We start from the raw sequence: 19616 nt of genomic DNA, 5'->3' as shown, positions 1-19616 counted from the left end.
GGCCAGTGTCGCACGCCGTACGCATCCCGTGGGTAACGCCAGGTTTCGTCACTCCGCGTGCGCAAATGGCGCCAACTCCGCCGCCAATGCCTGGTCGACCCGCACGCGCAGCTCGGTGCCGCGGTCGGTGTGGCTGGCGGAGAGCACCTCACCCCGTCGATGGATGCGGGAGACGAGCTCGCCCCGGTCGTACGGCACGACGACCGCCAGCTCCACCGCCGGCACCGGCAGCCGCGCCTCGACCGCGGCGCGAAGGTCGTCGATCCCCTGCCCGGTGCGGGCGGAGACGAAGACCGCCTCCGGCCACGCGCGCTTGAGCCGCAGCAGGGTCTCCTCGTCGGCCGCGTCGACCTTGTTGACCGCGAGCAGCTCGGGCAGCGCGTCGGCGCCCACCTCGGCGAGCACCTCGCGCACCGCCCGCACCTGCTCCTCGGGGTCGGGGTGTGCCCCGTCGACCACGTGCACGACCAGGTCGGCCTCGGCCACCTCTTCGAGCGTGGAGCGGAACGCCTCGACGATCTGGTGCGGCAGGTGCCGGACGAACCCGACCGTGTCGGAGAGCGTGTAGATCCGCCCGTCAGGCGTCTCGGCCCGCCGGGTGGTGGGGTCGAGGGTGGCGAAGAGCGCGTCCTCGACCAGCACACCCGCGCCGGTCAGCCGGTTGAGCAGGCTCGACTTGCCCGCGTTCGTATATCCGGCGATGGCGACCGCGGGGATGCTGTTACGCGCGCGGCTGGCGCGCATGGTCTGGCGGATGGTCCGCATACCCTTGATCTCGCGGCGCAGCCGCGCGATGCGGGTGCGGATGCGGCGGCGGTCGGTCTCGAGCTTGGTCTCACCGGGACCGCGCAGGCCCACGCCGCCCCCGGCGCCCCCGCCCCGCCCGCTACCACCGGTCTGGCGGGAGAGCGCCTCACCCCAACCGCGCAGGCGAGGCAGGAAGTACTCCAGCTGGGCGAGCTCGACCTGCGCCTTGCCCTCCTTGCTCTTGGCGTGCTGGGCGAAGATGTCGAGGATCAGCGCGGTGCGGTCGATCACCTTTACCTTGGTGCGCTGCTCCAGGTTGCGCAGCTGCGACGGGGAGAGCTCGCCGTCGCAGATCACCGTGTCGGCGCCGCTCGACTGGACCACCGAGCCCAGCTCGTCGACCTTGCCTCGCCCGATGTAGGTGGCGGGGTCGGGGCGGCCGCGCCGCTGGATCACCCCTTCGAGCACCTGGGAGCCGGCGGTCTCGGCCAGCGCGGCGAGCTCGGTCAGGGAGTTTTCCGCGTCGGTGACCGTGCCCTCGGTCCAGACCCCCACCAGCACCACGCGCTCGAGGCGCAGCTGCCGGTACTCCACCTCGGTGACGTCGGCCAGCTCGGTCGAGAGGCCGGCGACTCGGCGCAGTGCGTTTCGGTCCTCGAGCTCCAGCTCACCCGTCGTGGCGTCTTCGCTGGTGAGAACGACGTCCTGCAAGCTGGTCTCCCTGGTCAGTGCCCGTTTGGTCCGGCCTTCAATGGTGTCACGCTCATCGCCCGAACGCACCTGGGTTAAGTACCCACCCGCACGCGGAGTAGAAATGGCTTGACCGTTCAGTATCCGCTCTGGTGCGCGCTGGTCGCCGCGTCGCGCCAGCGCGACGCGGCGACCAGCGCAGAAAAGCCAGAAAGGGACATCCCAGTGCCGACCTCCACGCGCCTGCCCAGCGCCGGCTTCTCCATCACCATCCGGGTGAGCGTCACCGCCGACGCGTCGGCGATCGGACGGTTGACGATGTGCGTCGGTGAGGCCGGCGCGGTCGTCACCGCCCTCGACGTGGTCGACTCCGACCACGTCCGGGTGACCGTCGACATCACCTGCGACACCGCCGACTCGGGTCACGCCGACCAGGTGGTCAAGGCGCTCGAGGTACTGCCCGGGGTCGAGGTGCACAAGGTCTCCGACCGCACGTTCCTGCTCCACCTGGGCGGCAAGATCGAGGTCAACTCGAAGGTGGCGCTCCGCAACCGCGACGAGCTCTCCCGCGCGTACACGCCGGGGGTGGCCCGGGTCTGCCTCGCGATCGCGGAAAACCCGGCCGACGCCCGCCGCCTCACCATCAAGCGCAACACCGTGGCCGTGGTCACCGACGGCACCGCCGTGCTCGGCCTGGGCAACATCGGCCCGGCCGCCGCGCTGCCCGTGATGGAGGGGAAGGCTGCGCTCTTCAAGCGGTTCGGCGGCGTGGACGCGTGGCCGGTCGTGCTCGACACCACGGACACCGACGAGATCGTCCGGATCGTGAAGGCGATCGCGCCGGCGTACGGGGGGATCAACCTGGAGGACATCGCCGCGCCACGGTGCTTCGAGATCGAGGAGCGGCTGCGGCAGGAGCTGGACATCCCGGTCTTCCACGACGACCAGCACGGCACCGCGATCTGCGTCCTGGCCGCGCTCACCAACGCGCTGCGCGTCGTGGGCAAGCAGCTCGCCGACGTGCGGGTGGTCGTCTCCGGGGCCGGAGCCGCGGGTACGGCCATCATGAAGCTGCTGCTGCGTCAGGGCGTGGGCGACATCATCGCGTACGACCGGAAGGGCGCCCTGCACCGTGGCATGACCGACCTCAGCTCGTCCTGGCAGTGGCTGGCCGAGCACACCAACACCAGCGGGTACGCCGGTGACCTCGCCGGCGCGATCCGGGGCGCTGACGTCTTCATCGGGGTGAGCGCGCCCAACCTGCTGACCGGCGACGACATCGCGGGCATGGCGCCGAACGCGATCGTCTTCGCGCTGGCCAACCCGGACCCCGAGGTCGACCCGCGGGAGGCCCGCAAGCACGCGGCGGTGGTGGCGACCGGCCGTTCCGACCAGCCCAACCAGATCAACAACGTGCTGGCGTTCCCCGGTGTCTTCCGCGGCATGCTGGACGCGCACGCCGAGGAGTTCACCGACGAGATGGCGCTGGCGGCGGCCCGGGCGATCGCCGACGTGGTGGGCGAGGAAAAGATCAACCCGAGCGTGATCGTGCCGAGCGTCTTCGACTCCCGCGTCGCGCCCGCCGTGGCCGCCGCCGTCCGCGAGGCCGCCTCCCCGCCGCGCGGTTGACCCCCGCCGTCGATCAGGGAGTTGGTGGGCGGGTCGCGCGGCGGGTCGCCGCACCAGCTCCCTGATCAACCCTGACTGGGGGTGGGCTCACGGTGCGGGGCACTGGTTGGACGACTTGCGGTTCTTTATTGCGGTGTCGGGGCCGGAGGAGTATTCGGCCAGGGTCTCGCCGGCCGGTTCGTAGAGCCATTTGCCGCCGGTCAGGCGTAGCGCGCTGTGCCCCACCTTGTCGCCCTGGCGCCAGGTGAGCTCGACCAGCTCCATGCTCACCGGGCGTACGTCCTGAAGCTCGATCTTCAGTCCTTTTTGGACCGGGCAGGTCGCGTTGACCTTCTCGAAGTCCTTCTGGGCGACCTCTTTCTTGGCCGCCTCCGTCCACTGTCCCCAGGCGTCCGCCCAATTCCCCCCGGCCAGCAGCGAGAACTGCTTGTTGGCCACGTCGAGCGCCTCCTGCACGTTCGGACCGTTGGGCACCGGCGTGCCCTCCACCGGGGCGGGCGTCGGCGGGGACGGGATGCCGCCGGGCGGGCCGGCGTTGTCGCCCTGCGGACCGTTGCAGCCGGTGGCGAACGCCAGCACCGCGACACCGAGCAGCACACCGCTGGTCCAGCGCATCGGTCGACCTCCACGAGATAGATCAGGGTTAGTGGGAGCGTTCCCAAGCGTGCAGTCTGACACCTGGACCATCATCGATCAAGGGGTCAGCGCGAAAGCTCTCCGGAAGCCACGATCACCGCCGGTCCGGCCAGGTGGCACTCGGCGCCGTCGAGGGTCACGGTGAGCCGCCCACCCGGTACGTCGACCGTCACGGCGCCGGTCTCCCGCCCCGCCGCGGCCAGCGCCACCACCGCCACGGCCACCGCGCCGGTGCCGCAGGAGAGGGTCTCGCCCGAGCCGCGCTCGTGGACCCGCATGCGGACGTGCAGGTCGTCCACCGGCACGTAGAACTCGACGTTGACCCCGGCCGGGTAGAACTCCTCGTCGTGCCCGGGCGGCAGGTGCAGGTCGAGCGACTCCAGGGGCACCGACGCGGGCAGCGCGCAGACCAGGTGGGGGTTGCCGCAGTCGACCGCCACGCCGGGCAGCTCAAGGCCGCCGACCCGGGCGCTGCTGTCGCCGTACACCTTGGGGAAGCCCATGTCGACGCTGATGGTCTCGTCGCCGATCACCGCGCGCACGACGCCGGCCCGGGTCTCGATCGGGACCGTGCCGGCCGCGAGGCCGGCGGCGGCCAGATAGCGGGCGAAGACGCGGACGCCGTTGCCGCACATCTCGGCGAGCGAACCGTCGGAGTTCCAGTAGTCCATGAACCAGTCGACGCCGGGCAGCGAGGAGCGGGCGACGCGCAGCACGCCGTCGCCGCCGATGCCGCGCCGCCGGTCGCACACCGCCGCCACGAAGTCGGGCGTGAGCTCAGGCGTCCCCTCCGGCAGGATCACGAAGTCGTTGCCGGTGCCATGGCCCTTCAGGAATCGCACGCCACCCATCATCCCAGGATCGCCAGGGCGGCCTCGGCGAGGTCCGGGCGGGTGGCGTCCAGCCAGGCGATCCGGGTGTCCCGGCGAAACCAGGTGCGCTGCCGCCGCACGAATCGGCGGGTGGCCCGCACGGTCTCCTCCCGGGCCTCGTCCAGCGAGAGGTCGCCGGCCAGGTGGGCGAGCACCTGCTGGTACCCGAGCGCGCGGCTGGCCGTCCGACCCTCGCGCAGGCCGCGCGCGGCGAGGGCGGCGGTCTCCGCGACCAGCCCCGCGGCGAACATCACGTCCACCCGCTCGGCCACCCGGGTCGCCAGGTCGGGGCGGTCGACGCCGATCTGCACCGCGTCGTAGTACGGCTTGGGGGCGGCCGGCAGCGCGGCGGTGAACGGCGCCCCGGTCAGCGCGATCACCTCCAGCGCCCGCACGATCCGCCGCCCGTTCGTGGGCAGGATCTTGGCGGCCGCGGCGGGGTCGGCGGCGCGCAGCCGCTCGTACAGCGGGGCCGGCCCCTCGGCGGCCAGCGCGGCCTCGAGCTCGGCGCGGAGCCCGGCGTCGGTGCCCGGAAACTCGAACTCCTCCAGCACCGCCCGCACGTACAGCCCGGAGCCGCCGACCAGGATCGGCACCCGGCCGCGGGCCCGTACGGCGTCGACGGCCGCGCGAGCCACCTCCTGGTACGCCGCGACGCTCGCCGGCTCGGTCACGTCCCAGATGTCCAGCGCGTGGTGTGGCACGCCCTCCCGCTCGGCCGGCGTGAGCTTGGCGGTGCCGATGTCCATCCCCCGGTAGAGCTGCATGGAGTCGGCGTTGACCACCTCGCCGCCGAGCGCGTGGGCGAGCGCGACGCCGAGCGCCGACTTGCCCGCGGCGGTCGGCCCCACCACCGCCACGACGCGCTCCGCCTGCCTGTCGCTCGCGACCGCGGGCGGGCGTCCGCCCACAGGTCCGGGCCGCCGCAGCTCACCGCCCGCGCTCACCGCTGCCGCTCCCAACTCGCCACGAAGTACGCCACGCCGTAGGGCGCGCCGGAATACTCCACGGTCGCGCGCCACTCACCGCCCGCCGCGGCCGCCGCCAGCACCTGCCACGGCGCCCGCCCGGCGGCCATCAGCTCCGCGGAGAGGGCCGGGTCGAGGCCGCGGAGGGCGTCCAGGTCCGCGGTGGCCAGGGCCCGTTCGACCGCCTCGTCGTACGGGAGCGCGCGCGGGTCGTCGTACCCCGGTGCGGCGGTCCCCCGGCGGGCCGAGCCGTCCCCCATGGCGAGCAGCGCCCAGGGTCCCTCGGGCTCCAGGCGGCGGGCGAACGCCGCGCACTCCTCGGCCGAGGCGCTTTCCGCAATCGCGACGAAACGCGTAGTGACCGGCAGAACCGGGACGAACGCCCGATTGATCAGCCACGCCGCAACCGACAGGCTGAGCGGCAACGATGGCGGCTCACCCGGTGGCTCGGGCAGGCCCCATCGCGAAAACGAGGCACGCACCGGGAAGTTATAGTCAACCGTCAATGAATCGCAACCCACGACCACCAGGGACCGGGCGCCGGATGCGGCGAGCCGGCGCACCGCCACGGCACAGGCGGTGCGCAGTGGGTCCAGTTCGTGAGCCGCACCGCTCGCGATCTCTGGGACGATCATGGGCGGATGCGGACAGACCGCTGCGGCGACCAATGGCACGGTCACACGGTAGCGGCGACCCAACTGTGTCGTGCGCAAGCCAACCAAGGACACCGTATGGTCACGGTCAACGTTTAGCGCTCGACGCGGACCGGGTGGGACCTGTGACAATGCCGGGAGATACTCCGCTGCAAACATACTGCGCTGTGGCGGTAGCCGCCGGGTAACCCCCACCCGACGGCGCCGGGGAGAACGAGGATGGGCACATGAGCGACTGGACCGCTTTCGGTCGAGTGGACGCCGACGGCACGGTGTACGTCAAGACGGCCGAGGGTGAGCGTGTGGTCGGGTCGTGGCAGGCCGGGCCGCCCGAGGAGGGACTGGCCCACTTCGCCCGCCGGTTCGCCGACAAGGTCACCGAGGTCAACCTCGTCGAGGCCCGGCTCAACTCGGGCGCCGCCGACGCGGCCCACTCCCTCGCCAGCGTGCGACGGCTGCGCACCGAGCTCGCCGAGGCACACGTGGTCGGCGACATCGACGGGCTGTGCGCGCGGCTCGACAAGCTGGCCAGCCTGGCCGAGCAGAAGGCCGGCGAGGCCCGCGCGGCCCGCGACGCGGCCCGCGCCGAGGCGCTGGCCCGCAAGACGTCGCTCGTCGAAGAGGCGGAAAAGCTCGCCGCCGAGTCCACCGGCTGGAAGACCGCCGGCGACCGGCTCAAGGAGATCCTCGACGAGTGGAAGACGATCCGCGGCGTCGACAAGAAGACCGACGGCGAGCTGTGGAAGCGGTTCGCGGCCGCCCGTGACTCGTTCACCCGGCGGCGGGGTGCCCACTTCGCCACCCTCGACGCGCAGCGCAAGCAGGCACAGGGTGCCAAGGAGGCGCTCGTGGTCGAGGCCGAGTCGCTGGCCGAGTCGACCGACTGGGCCGCGACGGCCGCCCGCCTCAAAGACCTGATGTCCCAGTGGAAGGCCGCGCCCCGCGCCTCCAAGGAGGCCGAGCAGCGGCTGTGGGAGAGGTTCCGGGCGGCGCAGGACGCGTTCTTCACCCGGCGTAGCGACGTCTTCTCCGCCCGTGACGCCGAGCAGCGCGGAAACCTCGACCGCAAGCAGGCGCTGCTGGCCGAGGCGGAGGCGCTCGACGTCGACGCCGACCCGCGGGCCGCGCAGGCCAAGCTCCGCGAGATCCAGGGCCAGTGGCACGACGCCGGCCGGGTCCCCCGCGAGGCGGCCGCCGGGCTCGACCGCCGGCTCCGCGCGGTCGACGACAAGGTGCGCCAGGCGATGGAGTCGGCGTGGCGGCGCACCGAGCCCTCGGCCAACCCGCTGCTCGCCCAGATGCGCGACCAGGTCGCCGAAGCTGAGCAGCGACTCAACCGGGCGCGCGCGGCCGGCGACGCCAAGCGGATCCGCGACGCGGAGAAGGCCCTGGAGTCCAAGCGGCAGTTCCTCAAGCTGGCCGAGCAGACCAGCTAGAAACATTAGAGGATCTATATCCAGGGCATGAGCTACCGCGATGCCCGTCGTGGTCCAGACCGTTGCGCGGGGTCCCCGGGGAAACGTGGAGCGCAGCGGAGCGTTTTCTTGGGGTGCGTTCCCGCGGCCCCACCCTCCGCGGTTCACAACCCCGGGTCCGCACGGCCCGCTGGCCTCGCGCGGCCCCGGCCGCGCGATGATCACGCTTTCGGCGCTCTGCGCGGCCTGCGCGTTGGCGGCGGATCGTGGTATTTGAGTGCCCCTGGAGGGGCACTCAAATACCACGATCGCCCACGCCGACCCGGGTCCGCGCGTCCGTCCCGGCTCCAAGAGGGCTCAGGTCCTTGATCGACGGGCGCCCCGGCCGTGCGTGGCGAATCGTTGCCCCTGGCAGGTATTCGCCAGGCACGCACCGCGATCCCTGTCGTCCACGCCGATCAAGGGAGAGGTTGCGGCCGACGGCTCGCCAGCGGTTGGCGCGGCGGCGGTCGAGAGGGTCGAGAGGTTAGGCGCGCTGGTTTACCGGGACGCGCTGGCTCCCGACCGGGGCCGGCACCTCCGGTGCCAGCGCCGGGGTCAGGTCGAGCACGCCCATCGCGCAGTCGAGCAGGGTCTGGCGCAGCACGACCGGCGAGATGTCGGCGATCGTCACCACGGACGAGACGGCGCCGCCGAGCACCTCGGAGGCGGCGACCGCCTTGATCCGGTCGGTGTCGGTCGGGTGCGGCCCGGCCAGCCAGGTGTGCAGCCGGGTGGCGACCTGCATCATCTGCTGCAGGATCGGCTTGACCGAGGTGAGCGCCGGGGTGTCGCGCATGACGATCGCGCACGCGTCGCGGTGGCGGATCATCGTGTCGAGGATGCGGCCGAGGGAGATGCGGACGTTCGCCGCGTCGTACGGCTCGCGCTCGGCCGCCTCGACCTCGCTCCGCCACTCGTCGACGAGCGGCTCGATCAACGCCAGCAGCAGCGCCTGCTTTGACGGGTAGTGGTAGTAGAGGGAGGCCTTGGTCATGCCCACCCGGTCGGCGATCTCGCGCAGGCTGGTCTGCTCGTATCCCTGAGCTGTAAACAGCTCCATCGCCACGGCACGGATCCGGGCCTTGGTGTCGTCAGCGACCACGGTCTCTCGCACCTCCTCAGCGCGCCGATCGTACCCAGCAACAGCCGCGTTACGCACTCTCAGCAGCCTCTCAGCGCGGCTGTCGCATCATCGTGCTGCGAGCTTGGTCATACGCGGGGAAATTCCTTGCCGTACGCTCAAATCTTATCTACCGTGCGGCAGGTAGGCATCTACTTGCCGGACGGTAAGGACCGAACGGCCGACTGAGGGGGAGTCATGTTCGAACGGTTGGGACGCTTTGTCGTCCACAACCCGTGGAAGGTCATCCTTGCCTGGGTCATCGCGGCGGTAGGCATCGTCGTGTTCGCCCCCACCCTGTCCGACGTGACCACCGGTGACCAGGCAAACTTCCTGCCCAGCAGCTACGAGTCGGTCAAGGCCCAGGAGCTGGCGGAAGAGAAGTTCGCGCAGTCCAACGACTCCACCGCGACCGTCGTCGTACGCCGGACCGACGGCCAGCCGCTGACCGAGGCCGACCAGGCCAAGGTCGACGAGATGGCCAAGACGGTGCAGTCCGACGACATCGAGCGGGTCACCGGCGTGGTGACCGGTCCGGAGGCCCTCTCCCCCAACAAGCAGGTCCAGCTGATCAGCATCGGCATCCAGGGGCTGGCCGACGACCAGAAGGTCCTCGACGCCGTACAGCAGATCCGCGACACGACCAAGCCCATGCTCGCCGGAACCCCGCTCACGCTGGCGGTGACCGGTGACGTCGCGATGCAGCTCGACAACCAGGACGCCTTCGAGAACGCACTCACGATCGTCAGCATCGCCACGATCGTGCTCATCATCGTGCTGCTGCTGTTGATCTACCGCAGTCCGATCGCGGCCCTCCTGCCGATCGTCACGGTGTTCATCGTGAGCGCCATCTCCCCCGGCCTGATCGCGCTCGTCGCCAGGGCCACCGGCATGCAGGCGGACCAGTCACTGCAGATCATCCTGACCATCGTGCTGTTCGGCGTCGGCACCGACTACATCCTCTTCCTGCTCTTCCGCTACCGTGAGCGGCTGCGCGCCGGCGACGACAAGAAGGAAGCGCTGGTCAAGGCCGTGGCCCGGGTGGGCGAGGTGATCGCCTCCGCGGCGGCCGCGATCGTCATCGCGTTCATGGCGCTGCTGCTGGCCGTGTTCGGCGCCTTCACCAGCCTGGGGCCTGGCCTCTCCATCGCCGTCGCGGTGATGGCGCTGGCCGCGGTCACCCTGGTACCCGCGGTGGTGTCGCTGATCGGCCCGCGCGTCTTCTGGCCGTCCAAGTCGTGGCAGCGGGTGCCGAAGGGCAGCGCGTTCCAGGGCATCGGCAAGTTCGTCGGCCGCCGGCCGGCGGTGGTCGCGGTCGTCTCCGGCCTCGTGATGGTCGGGCTCGCGCTCGGCTCGCTCGGCATGTCCACCGACTACGACCAGACCGCCCAGCTGCCCGACGACACCGAGTCGTCGCAGGGCTTCCGCGATCTGCAGGCCGGCTTCCCGGCGGGCGCGCTCAACCCCACCACGGTGTACGTGCGCAGCGACAGCGGGCAGCTCGACCCGGCGGCACTGGACCAGTACGCGAACAAGCTCAAGGGGGTGCCCGGCGTCGGCGGCATCATGCCCGCGCCCGGTGGCACCCAGGCCGCGCTCAGCCAGGACGGCACGGCGGCACAGATCAACCTGCTGCTCGCCACCAGCCCGTACTCGAACGAGGCGCTCGACCTCGCCGGCGGCGAACTCCGCGACGTGGCACACGCCGACGCGCCGGCCGGCACCACCGCGTACGTGGGCGGCGCCAGCTCGATCTTCGCCGACGTACGCCACGCCAACGACCGCGACCTGCGGGTCATCTTCCCGGTCGCCGGCGTGCTGATCGCGATCATCCTGGCGCTGCTGCTGCGGGCGCTGGTCGCGCCGATCTACCTGATGCTCGCGGTGGTGCTCGGCTTCTTCAGCACGCTGGGCGCGACGGTGCTGGTCTTCCAGGGCATCGGCGACCGGCCCGGCCTGTCGTTCATGCTCCCCACGATCCTGTACCTCTTCGTGGTGGCGATCGGCACCGACTACAACATCCTGATGATCGCCCGACTCCGCGAGGAGGCGAGGCTCGGCAACGACCCGCGTACCTCCGCCGACCTCGCCGTCGAGCACGGCGGCCCCTCGGTCGCCTCGGCGGGCCTCATCCTGGCCGGCACCTTCGCCTCGATGATGCTGGCCGGCATCGCGTTCCTGAGCGAGATGGGCTTCGCGGTCTCGATCGGCATCGCGATTTCCGCGTTCGTCATGTCGATGTTCCTGGTGCCGAGCCTGACCGCACTGCTGGGCCACAAGGCCTGGTGGCCCGGGCACGGCGACGCACCGGGCGGCGGGCACGGCGTGCCCGCACCGGAACGCGAGCCGGTGGCGGCCGGCCGGCACTGAGCTGTTCCTCCTCCCAATGAGGCGAGGGCTCCCCGGCGGCGGGCTGGGGAGCCCTCGCCGCTTCACCCGCCGGGTCCGACCTTCGCGGACGGCGCGCCGGTCCCATGTCCAACCTGGAAAGAAGACTCGGGCTACCGCGACGCCCGCGGTGGTCCGGACCGTTGCTCCCGCGGCCTCACCCCGCGCGGTCCGCGATCTCACCCCAGCCCCTGCGGGGAGCCGGCCAGGCCCGCCGGGGCGGGTCTTGGACCGCGGCAGGTGACGCCGCGGGAGCAACGGTCTGGACCCGATGCCACTAAGCCGAAGTCGATCACGGGTCAGCCCGTGCCGGGCGAGACGGCTTGACACCCAAAACCGGTCGACGCGTCGGCGATCGTGGTATTTCAGTGCCCCTCCGAGGGCACCTGGATACCACGATCTCGACAACCGCCCGGGCCGGCGACGGCCTGGCGCTCCGAGCGTGACCAGCTCACCGGGGGCTTGAACGAATCGGCGTGAGTGGCATTGGGGCCGGACCACGGCGGGCGTCGCGGTAGCTCGAATCTGTCTTTGGGTACTGAAGGCCCGCGACGGGAGCAGCGCGACAAAACGGCCGGGGCTGGTTTGACGAGGGCATTCACAGGGATCAGAATGGGCGGCGGAGCCAGGGCAACGTTCTTTCCTTGACGCTGCATTCCTCTGAACGGAGAAACCTGGCAATGTCTCGCAGAGCGCTCGCGAGCGCCCTTGCCGTCGCCACCGCCGCCACCGCTGGACTCCTGGTCGCCATCGCCATGGCGCCGGCGGCGCTCGCGGCGGGGACCGGCACCGGATACCTGCGCACCAGCGGCAACAAGATTGTCGACAGCACCGGCGCGACCGTCCGGCTGACCGGCATCAACTGGTTTGGCATGGAGACCGACAACAAGACGTTCCACGGCCTGTGGTCCAGCAACCCCTGGCGCAACCAGATCGACAAGATGGCCAGCCTGGGCTACAACACGCTGCGCATCCCCTACTCCAACGACGCCCTCAAGCCCGACGCGGCCGCGACCGGGATCAACGACTTCGTCAACCCGGACCTGGTCGGCAACACGCCGCTGCAGATCCTCGACAAGGTCATCGACTACGCGGGTACCAAGGGCATGCGGGTGATCCTCGACCGGCACCGCCCGACGTCGGCCGGGCAGTCGGCGCTGTGGTACACGTCGACGGTCTCCGAGGCGACCTGGATCAGCGACTGGCAGATGCTGGCCCGGCGGTACGCGGGCAACACCACCGTCATCGGCGCCGACCTGCACAACGAGCCGCACGCCGACGGCACCAACCCCAACGCCACCGGCGCCTGCTGGGGCTGCGGGGTGCAGGAGCGCGACTGGCGCCTCGCCGCCGAGCGGGCCGGCAACGCGGTCCTATCCGTGCAGCCCAACTGGCTGATCTTCGTAGAGGGCGTGAGCTGCCCGAGCGGCGGCAACTCCAACGTGTGGGACGGCGACCCCAGCAACGACGAGAGCTGCGGCTGGTGGGGTGGCAACCTGTCCAAGGCGGGCGAGTTCCCGGTACGGCTCAACGTGGCCAACCGGCTCGTCTACTCGCCGCACGAGTACGCGATCTCGGTGTACCACCAGGACTGGTTCGACGAGCCCGACTACCCGGCGAACCTGCCGGCGATCTGGGACGGCTTCTGGGGCTACCTGTACAAGCAGAACGTCGCGCCGATCATGATGGGCGAGTTCGGCAGCACCCTGGCCGACCCGAAGGACAAGGTGTGGCTGCAGGAGCTGATGCGGTACACCGGCACGGGCGTCAACGGCATGTCGTTCACGTACTGGTCGTGGAACCCGAACTCGGGTGACACCGGCGGCATCGCGCTGGACGACTGGACCAACATCAACACCGAGAAGCAGGCGATCCTCCAGCCGTACCTGATCGCACCGGTCGGCGGCGGCAACACTGGCGGGCCGACGAGCGGTGGCCCGACCAGCGGCGGTCCCACGACCGGCCCGCCGCCCACCACCGGTCCGCCGCCCACCACCAACGGGCCGCTCGGCTGCCAGGTCACCTACCAGCAGACGAACGCCTGGCAGGGCGGCTTCCAGGGCAACGTGACCGTGCGCAACAACAGCAACAGCGCGGTCAACCCGTGGAGCGTGGTCTGGACCTGGCCGTCCGGGGTGACGCTCGGCAGCGGCTGGAACGCGACGGTGACCCAGAGCGGCACCACGGTGACCGCGGCGGCGCCGACCTGGAGCCCGTCGCTGCCGGTGGGCGGCTCGGTGACGATCGGCTTCACCGCCAACGGCACGGCGACCGCCCCGGCGAGCGTCCGCCTCAACGGCGCGAACTGCACCGCGACCGCCTGACCGGCGGCGCCGGCGAAACCGGCATGATCGGACGCTAGGCAGGACGGACGGCGGGCATCCCGAGCAGCACCCCGGGGGTACGGGGTGCCCGCCCCGACTCCCACGCGTCGCCGGCCCGGGTGCGCCGGTGGTGCAGCGGCGCACCGTCGGCGTTGAGGTGGTGCGGCGCCGCGTACGTCACGACGGTGTGCACGATGTCGCCGGGGCGCGGCGTGATGCCGTCGGTGTTGAAGTGGACGAGCCGCCCGTCGCGCGCCCGGCCGGACAGGCGTCCGGTGCGGTCGTCCTTGCGCCCCTCGCCCACGGCCACCAGCACCTCGACGGTCTCGCCGACCAGCGCCTTGTTTTCCGCCCAGGTGACGTCTTCGACCACGGCCATCAGCCGCTCGTACCGCTCCTGCACCACTTGCTTGGGCAGCTGGTCGGGCATGGTCGCGGCGGGCGTGCCGGGGCGCTTGGAGTACTGGAACGTGAACGCGCCGGCGAACCGGGCCGCGCGCACCACGTCGAGCGTCCGCTCGAAGTCCTCCTCGGTCTCGCCCGGGAAGCCCACGATGATGTCGGTGGTGATGGCCGCGTCGGGCATCGCCGCGCGCACCTTCTCGATGATGCCGAGGTACTTTTCCGCCCGGTACGAGCGGCGCATCGCCTTGAGCACCGCGTCGGAACCGGACTGCAACGGCATGTGCAGCTGGTGGCAGACGTTCGGCGTCTCGGCCATCGCGGCGATCACGTCGTCGGTGAAGTCTTTGGGGTGCGGGCTGGTGAAGCGCACCCGCTCCAGCCCTTCGACACCGCCGGTGGCGCGCAGCAGCTTGCCGAAGGCGAGCCGGTCGCCAAACTCGACGCCGTACGAGTTGACGTTTTGCCCGAGGAGGGTCACCTCCAGCACGCCCTCGGCGACCAGCGCCTCGACCTCGGCGAGGACCTCGCCGGGCCGCCGGTCCTTTTCCTTGCCGCGCAGCGACGGGACGATGCAGAAGGTGCAGGTGTTGTTGCACCCCACCGAAATCGAGACCCATCCCGCGTACGTCGACTCGCGGCGGGTCGGCAGCGTCGAGGGGAAGACCTCCAGCGACTCGAGGATCTCCACCTCGGCGGCGGAGTTGTGCCGGGCCCGCTCGAGCAGGGCCGGGAGCGAGCCGATGTTGTGCGTACCGAAGACGACGTCGACCCAGGGCGCCCGGCTCACGATCTCGCCCCGGTCCTTTTGCGCCAGGCAGCCGCCGACCGCGATCTGCATGCCGGGGTGCTTGTCCTTGACCGGGCGCAGGTGGCCGAGGTTGCCGTACAGGCGGTTGTCGGCGTTTTCCCGTACGGCGCAGGTGTTGAAGACCACCACGTCCGCCTCGTCGGACTCGCTCGCCCGCACGTATCCAGCCTGCTCCATGAGGCCGGAGATGCGCTCGGAGTCGTGGACGTTCATCTGGCAGCCGTACGTGCGCACCTGGTAGGTGCGCGGGTTGCCGGTGGGTGCGGTAGTCATGGCAGAGTCAAGACTAACTGTCGAAGGACGGACGCTGGTTTTCTGGGAGGCGGATATGTGCCGGAGCATCGTGACGCTGCGCGAGCCGTTCGTCGAGGAGGTCACCGAGGCTGACATCCAGGCGGCCGCCCTGCAGTACGTTCGCAAGATCTCCGGTTTCCGTACCCCGGCCGCCCACAACGCCGAGGCCTTCCAGGTCGCGGTCGCCGCGGTGGCCGACGCGACGCGGACGCTGCTCGCCGATCTCGTGGTGCGTCCCAGCCCGAACGCGGACACGCCCGACGTGCGCCGGGAAAAGGCCCGCGCCGCGCGCCTGGCGTCAGGGCGCGGTTAGCTCGCGTCAGGCCGCGGTCAGGTCGAGGTTGGGCGCCGCGACCACGAGGTCGGGCTCCCACCGCGACCGGCGGCACTCCTCCGACTCGCGGCACCGCTGCGTGGCGATCGTGCACAGCCGGGCGTTGGAGTGTGCCGCCCCGTCTTCGGTGTCGGCGACGTCGACGTGCGCCGGGCGGAGCGTGCCGTCGGGCAGGGCCAGCAGGTGGCGGCTGGGGTTGAGCGTGTCGTCGGCGACCAGGCAGCGGTGGCCGAGCCGCCGGGCGAGCGCGGCGACCACGGCCGCTTCGACCACGCCGGCCGGTGGGCCGTAGCACTCCACGATCGTGGGGAAGTCGCCCGACGTGTGCCAGACGTCGCAGACAACCGCTTCCGCCGGCAATCGGGCGGGATCGGCGATGCCCAGGGGGATCACGGGCCGGGCGATCACCGCTTCGAGCGCGGCGCACAACCGGGCCGGATGGAGCCGGGTATCGACCGACCAGGTCCAGATGGCGGCCGGGGTTCTCATAGCTCGATGGTGGCTGTCCGGAACGGTGCGCGTGGCCGGTGTTACTCCTCCGTGACCAACTAGGTGACATTCCCGCACTCTGGCCCGCTTAAAGTTGCCGAAGCCGAGGCGTTCGGCCAACCGAGGGTAGTCGTGACGTTACACAGGGCGGTGACGACAGTGGCAGCGGGCGAACCGCTCATCGTGCTCGACTCAGTCAACAAATGGTTCGGACCGCTGCACGTGCTGCAAGACGTCAGCCTTTCGGTCGACCGCGGCGAGGTCGTGGTGGTCATCGGGCCATCCGGCTCGGGCAAGTCGACGCTCTGCCGGGCGATCAACCGGCTCGAGCCGATCAACTCCGGCACGATCACGTTCGACGGCAAGCCACTCCCCGCCGAGGGCCGCGCCCTCGCCCGGCTCCGCAGCGACGTCGGCATGGTCTTCCAGTCGTTCAACCTCTTCGCCCACAAGACCATCCTGCAAAACGTGACGCTCGGGCCGGTCAAGGTCCGCCGGGAAAAGTCGGCGTCCGCGCGCGACCGGGCGATGACGCTTCTGGAACGGGTGGGCATCGCGAGCCAGGCGGAAAAGTACCCGGCACAGCTCTCCGGCGGTCAGCAGCAGCGGGCGGCGATCGCCCGCGCCCTGGCGATGCAGCCCAAGGCGATGCTCTTCGACGAGCCCACCAGCGCGCTCGACCCGGAGATGGTCGGCGAGGTGCTCGACGTGATGACGTCGCTGGCCCGAGACGGCATGACGATGGTGGTCGTGACGCACGAGATGGGATTCGCGCGGCACGCCGCCAACCGGGTGGTCTTCATGGCCGACGGTCAGTTGGTCGAGCAGGCACCGCCCGACGAGTTCTTCGGCAGCCCGAAGAGCGAGCGGGCCAAAGACTTCCTATCGAAGATCCTGACGCACTAAGCGTCCGCGCCGGCCCTGTGTCGTCCTTTGGACGCCTGCGATCCAGTGCCGGGCCGGATGCGAATTAGGTGCGGAGCCGTCCACCGGTTGGGGGCTCTGTCGAAAGAGGAGGGTAAGAATGCGTATCACGCGCATGACGGCGATCGCCGCGGCCGCGGTGCTGACTTTGGGTGTCGCCGCCTGTGGCGGCGATGACGACAGCGGTGACGCGGGTTCCACGGACACCGGCAGCAAGACGTTCGAGGCCGGCACCACGATGGAACGGCTCAACAAGGCCCAGAAGATCGTGATCGGCACCAAGTTCGACCAGCCGGGCTTCGGCCTGAAGGGGCTCGACGGCAAGCCGGCCGGTTTCGACGTCGAGATCGGCAAAATCGTCGCCGACGAGTTGGGCATTCCGGAAGACAAGATCGAGTACATCGAGACGCCGTCCGCGGTGCGCGAGGAGAAGATCGAGAAAGGCGAGGCGGACATCGTCGTCGCCACATACACGATCAACGACAAGCGCAAGGAGCGGATCGACTTCGCCGGTCCGTACTACGTCGCCGGGCAGAACATCCTGGTGAAGGCGGACGACACCTCGATCACCGGCCCGGACTCGTTCAAGGCCGGCGACAAGAAGGTCTGCTCGGTACAGGGCTCGACCCCGGCAGCCAACATCGAGCAGTACCTGGCCAACAAGGGCTCGCAGCTGGTGCTCTTCGACGTGTACACCAAGTGCATCGACGCTCTCAACAGCGGCCAGGTCAACGCGGTCACCACCGACAACGTGATCCTGCTCGGCTTCATCGCCCGCAACGAGGGCAAGTTCAAGCTCGCCGGCGAGAACTTCACCGAGGAGCCGTACGGCATCGGCCTGAAGAAGGGCGACACCGCCTTCCGCACGTTCATCAACGACACGCTCGAAAAGGCGTACAGCGACGGACGTTACGAGGGTGCGTGGAAGGACACAGCCGGTAAGTTCGACGACCAGGTGCCGACCGGCCCGGCCGTCAACCGGTACTAGATCGATCGGCAGTTGGAAGGTGAGCGGTAGGAGATTTCCGTGAGTGTGCTAGTCGACCACTTCGACGTCTTCGCCAGCGGCCTGTGGCTCACCTTCCAGCTCTGCCTGCTCTCCGCGATAGGTGCCCTGATCCTGGGCACCGTCGCCGCGGTCATGCGGATCTCGCCGATCCCGCCGCTGCGCTGGGTGGGCACGGCCTACGTCACGGTGTTTCGCAACTGCCCGCTGACGATCGTGTGGTTCTTCGCCGCGTTCGGGCTGCCGGCGCTCGGCTCGAACGCCGACTTCCTCAGGATCCCGGGGCTGACCTCGGTCTTCTCCCGGCTCGGCGTGGACATCCCGTACTTCCGGTTCGCCATCGTGGCGCTCAGTGTCTACACAGGAGCGTTTGTATGCGAGGCGATCCGCAGTGGCATCAACGCCGTACCCACCGGACAGGCGGAGGCAGCGCGGGCGATCGGGCTGACCTTCACGCAGAACCTCCGCCACGTCGTCCTTCCGCAGGCGTGGAAAGCGGCGATCGTCCCGCTCGGCAGCGTGATCATCGCGATGATCAAAAACTCCGCACTGGCCGGCTTCTTCGGCCTCGTCGGCGAGCTTTCCAATTCCGGGGTCAACCTCACCAGCGCCCTCGGTGAGCCGATCATCCCGGTCTTCATCGGCGTATCGATCGGGTTCCTCATCATGACCGTTCCCCTCGGGCTTCTCCTCGACCACCTCGAGCGCCGCCGGGCGGTGGCCCGATGAAGGACCAGCAGACCGTCCTCTACGACGCGCCTGGCCCGCGGGCCCGCCGGGTCACGCTGATCGTCAGCGTCATCGTCGTCCTCGCGGTGGTTGCCGGCGCCTACTTCCTCGTCTACCGGCCGCTCGACGAGCAAGGCCAGTTCTCGATGGATCTGTGGGGACCGCTGATCGACCCGGACAACGAGGTCTTCTCCCAGGTGTGGGCCCGCCTGCGGGACGGGTTCGTCGCCACCTTGACCGCCGCCGCGCTCGCGATCGTCTCGTCGCTGATCTTCGGCACCGCTCTCGCTGTGCTCCGCATCCAGCTCAAGGCGCTGAACAAGCGCAAGTTCAGCGGCCTGGCCGCGCCCGCCGCGATCGCCCTGCGCACGCTGAGCTGGTTCCTCAGCATCGTGTCGCGCTTCTTCGTGGAGATCTTCCGCGGCCTGCCGGTGGTCATCACGATCTTCTTCGTCGCCAGCGCGTTGCCCGAACTCGGCGTCGACCTCGGTGACATCCTCTGGTACCTGGTCATCGGCCTCACCCTCTACAACATGGTCGTCATCGGCGAGATCCTCCGCTCCGGTATGGAAGGTCTGCCCGGCGGCCAGCGCGAGGCCGCGGAGGCGATGGGCCTAAGCTCGTTCCAGACCACGCGCATGATCCTGCTGCCACAGGCGTTCCGCATCATGCTGCCGGCGCTGATCAGCCAGCTCGTGGTGGTACTCAAGGACACCTCGCTCGGCTTCATCATCAGCTACGAGGAGGTGCTGCGGGTCAGCGGCCAAATCATCCAGGCCCTCCCGGAGCCCAACCCCATCCAGGTGTACGCGGTGGTCGGCGCGATCTACATCCTCGTCAACTACGCGCTCTCCAAGCTCGCCGAGTACGTGCAGCGCCGCCTCGCCCGCGGCCGCAAGACCGCCGCTCTCCCAGCTGAACAGCCGCCCGCGGCGCTGGCCGCCGAGATCGAGCCGGCCGCCAAGGTCTGAGCCCAACGATCGTGGTTGCGGCGCCGCCTGGCCGTCGGCCCGGCAGGCCAGCGGGTTGTGAACCGCGGACGGTGAGGCCGCGGGAACGCACCCCAAGAAAACGCTCCGCTGCGCTCCACGTTTCCCCGGGGGCCCCGCGCAACGGCCCGCACCACAGCGGACGTCGCGGTAG

General features: G+C 70.2%; 16 protein-coding genes and 1 pseudogene. 9 read left to right on the top strand and 8 right to left on the bottom strand.

Translation table 11 applies throughout. From position 1 onward, the window contains the following. Window positions 1-48: 48 nt before the first annotated feature. A complete protein-coding gene (hflX, locus tag RB614_RS18310; RefSeq protein ID WP_308713743.1) occupies window positions 49-1458 on the bottom strand; it encodes a GTPase HflX in 1410 nt (469 codons plus the stop codon). Between the two features lie 204 nt (window positions 1459-1662). Here hflX and RB614_RS18305 point away from each other — a divergent pair. Further along, window positions 1663-3057, top strand: a pseudogene (locus tag RB614_RS18305) (NAD-dependent malic enzyme); the annotation flags it as partial. A 96-nt stretch (window positions 3058-3153) separates the two neighbouring features. Here RB614_RS18305 and RB614_RS18300 read toward each other — a convergent pair. The 4 genes from RB614_RS18300 to RB614_RS18285 form a co-directional block, all read right to left on the bottom strand. After that, a complete protein-coding gene (locus RB614_RS18300) occupies window positions 3154-3681 on the bottom strand; it encodes a hypothetical protein (RefSeq protein ID WP_308713742.1) in 528 nt (175 codons plus the stop codon). Window positions 3682-3767: 86 nt separating this feature from the next. Further along, window positions 3768-4544: a diaminopimelate epimerase gene (gene dapF, locus RB614_RS18295; RefSeq protein ID WP_308713741.1), complete on the bottom strand. Its 777-nt coding sequence runs from the start codon at window positions 4542-4544 to the stop codon at window positions 3768-3770. Window positions 4545-4552: 8 nt separating this feature from the next. Further along, the gene (gene miaA, locus RB614_RS18290; RefSeq protein WP_428983038.1) at window positions 4553-5536 is read right to left on the bottom strand and encodes a tRNA (adenosine(37)-N6)-dimethylallyltransferase MiaA; all 984 of its coding nucleotides are present in this window, start codon (window positions 5534-5536) and stop codon (window positions 4553-4555) included. After that, a complete protein-coding gene (locus RB614_RS18285) occupies window positions 5518-6024 on the bottom strand; it encodes a class III extradiol ring-cleavage dioxygenase family protein (RefSeq protein WP_308713740.1) in 507 nt (168 codons plus the stop codon). The genes miaA and RB614_RS18285 overlap by 19 nt, the downstream gene beginning before the upstream one ends. 398 nt (window positions 6025-6422) lie before the next feature. Here RB614_RS18285 and RB614_RS18280 point away from each other — a divergent pair, with 398 nt between their 5' ends. Beyond that, on the top strand, window positions 6423-7631 hold the full coding sequence (locus RB614_RS18280) for a DUF349 domain-containing protein (RefSeq protein WP_308713739.1): 1209 nt from the start codon (window positions 6423-6425) through the stop codon (window positions 7629-7631). 505 nt (window positions 7632-8136) lie between these two features. Here the strand turns inward: RB614_RS18280 and RB614_RS18275 are convergent. After that, complete coding sequence (locus RB614_RS18275) at window positions 8137-8754, bottom strand: TetR/AcrR family transcriptional regulator (RefSeq protein ID WP_308713738.1); 618 nt, start codon at window positions 8752-8754, stop codon at window positions 8137-8139. Between the two features lie 216 nt (window positions 8755-8970). Here RB614_RS18275 and RB614_RS18270 point away from each other — a divergent pair, with 216 nt between their 5' ends. Next, entirely contained in the window at window positions 8971-11142 is a 2172-nt protein-coding gene (locus tag RB614_RS18270; RefSeq protein WP_308713737.1) for an MMPL family transporter, read from the top strand. A 698-nt stretch (window positions 11143-11840) separates the two neighbouring features. After that, entirely contained in the window at window positions 11841-13484 is a 1644-nt protein-coding gene (locus tag RB614_RS18265) for a cellulase family glycosylhydrolase (RefSeq protein ID WP_308713736.1), read from the top strand. 34 nt (window positions 13485-13518) lie between these two features. Here the strand turns inward: RB614_RS18265 and miaB are convergent, their stop codons facing one another. Beyond that, window positions 13519-14970, bottom strand: a complete 1452-nt coding sequence (gene miaB, locus RB614_RS18260; RefSeq protein ID WP_308713735.1) for a tRNA (N6-isopentenyl adenosine(37)-C2)-methylthiotransferase MiaB — start codon at window positions 14968-14970, stop codon at window positions 13519-13521. Window positions 14971-15025: 55 nt separating this feature from the next. Between miaB and RB614_RS18255 the strand changes: the two genes are divergently transcribed. Further along, a complete protein-coding gene (locus RB614_RS18255) occupies window positions 15026-15304 on the top strand; it encodes a DUF2277 family protein (RefSeq protein ID WP_308713734.1) in 279 nt (92 codons plus the stop codon). A gap of 6 nt (window positions 15305-15310) precedes the next feature. Here the strand turns inward: RB614_RS18255 and RB614_RS18250 are convergent, their stop codons facing one another. Further along, window positions 15311-15814 (bottom strand): hypothetical protein, encoded by a 504-nt coding sequence (locus tag RB614_RS18250; protein WP_308713733.1) that lies wholly within the window; start codon window positions 15812-15814, stop codon window positions 15311-15313. A 159-nt stretch (window positions 15815-15973) separates the two neighbouring features. Between RB614_RS18250 and RB614_RS18245 the strand changes: the two genes are divergently transcribed. The 4 genes from RB614_RS18245 to RB614_RS18230 all read left to right on the top strand — a co-directional run bounded on the left by RB614_RS18245 (window position 15974) and on the right by RB614_RS18230 (window position 19444). Next, a complete protein-coding gene (locus RB614_RS18245; RefSeq protein ID WP_308713732.1) occupies window positions 15974-16720 on the top strand; it encodes an amino acid ABC transporter ATP-binding protein in 747 nt (248 codons plus the stop codon). A gap of 118 nt (window positions 16721-16838) precedes the next feature. Further along, window positions 16839-17726 (top strand): glutamate ABC transporter substrate-binding protein, encoded by an 888-nt coding sequence (locus tag RB614_RS18240; protein ID WP_308713731.1) that lies wholly within the window; start codon window positions 16839-16841, stop codon window positions 17724-17726. A gap of 39 nt (window positions 17727-17765) precedes the next feature. Beyond that, a complete protein-coding gene (locus RB614_RS18235) occupies window positions 17766-18473 on the top strand; it encodes an amino acid ABC transporter permease (protein ID WP_308713730.1) in 708 nt (235 codons plus the stop codon). Further along, window positions 18470-19444, top strand: coding sequence for an amino acid ABC transporter permease (locus RB614_RS18230; RefSeq protein ID WP_308713729.1), 975 nt, complete (start codon window positions 18470-18472; stop codon window positions 19442-19444). The genes RB614_RS18235 and RB614_RS18230 overlap by 4 nt, the downstream gene beginning before the upstream one ends. Window positions 19445-19616: the final 172 nt, after the last annotated feature.

This window comes from Phytohabitans maris, assembly GCF_031085175.1.
Lineage (GTDB): Bacteria > Actinomycetota > Actinomycetes > Mycobacteriales > Micromonosporaceae > Phytohabitans > Phytohabitans maris.
Note: the sequence above shows the minus strand (reverse complement) of the source record. Positions and strands in the feature narration are given on the sequence as shown.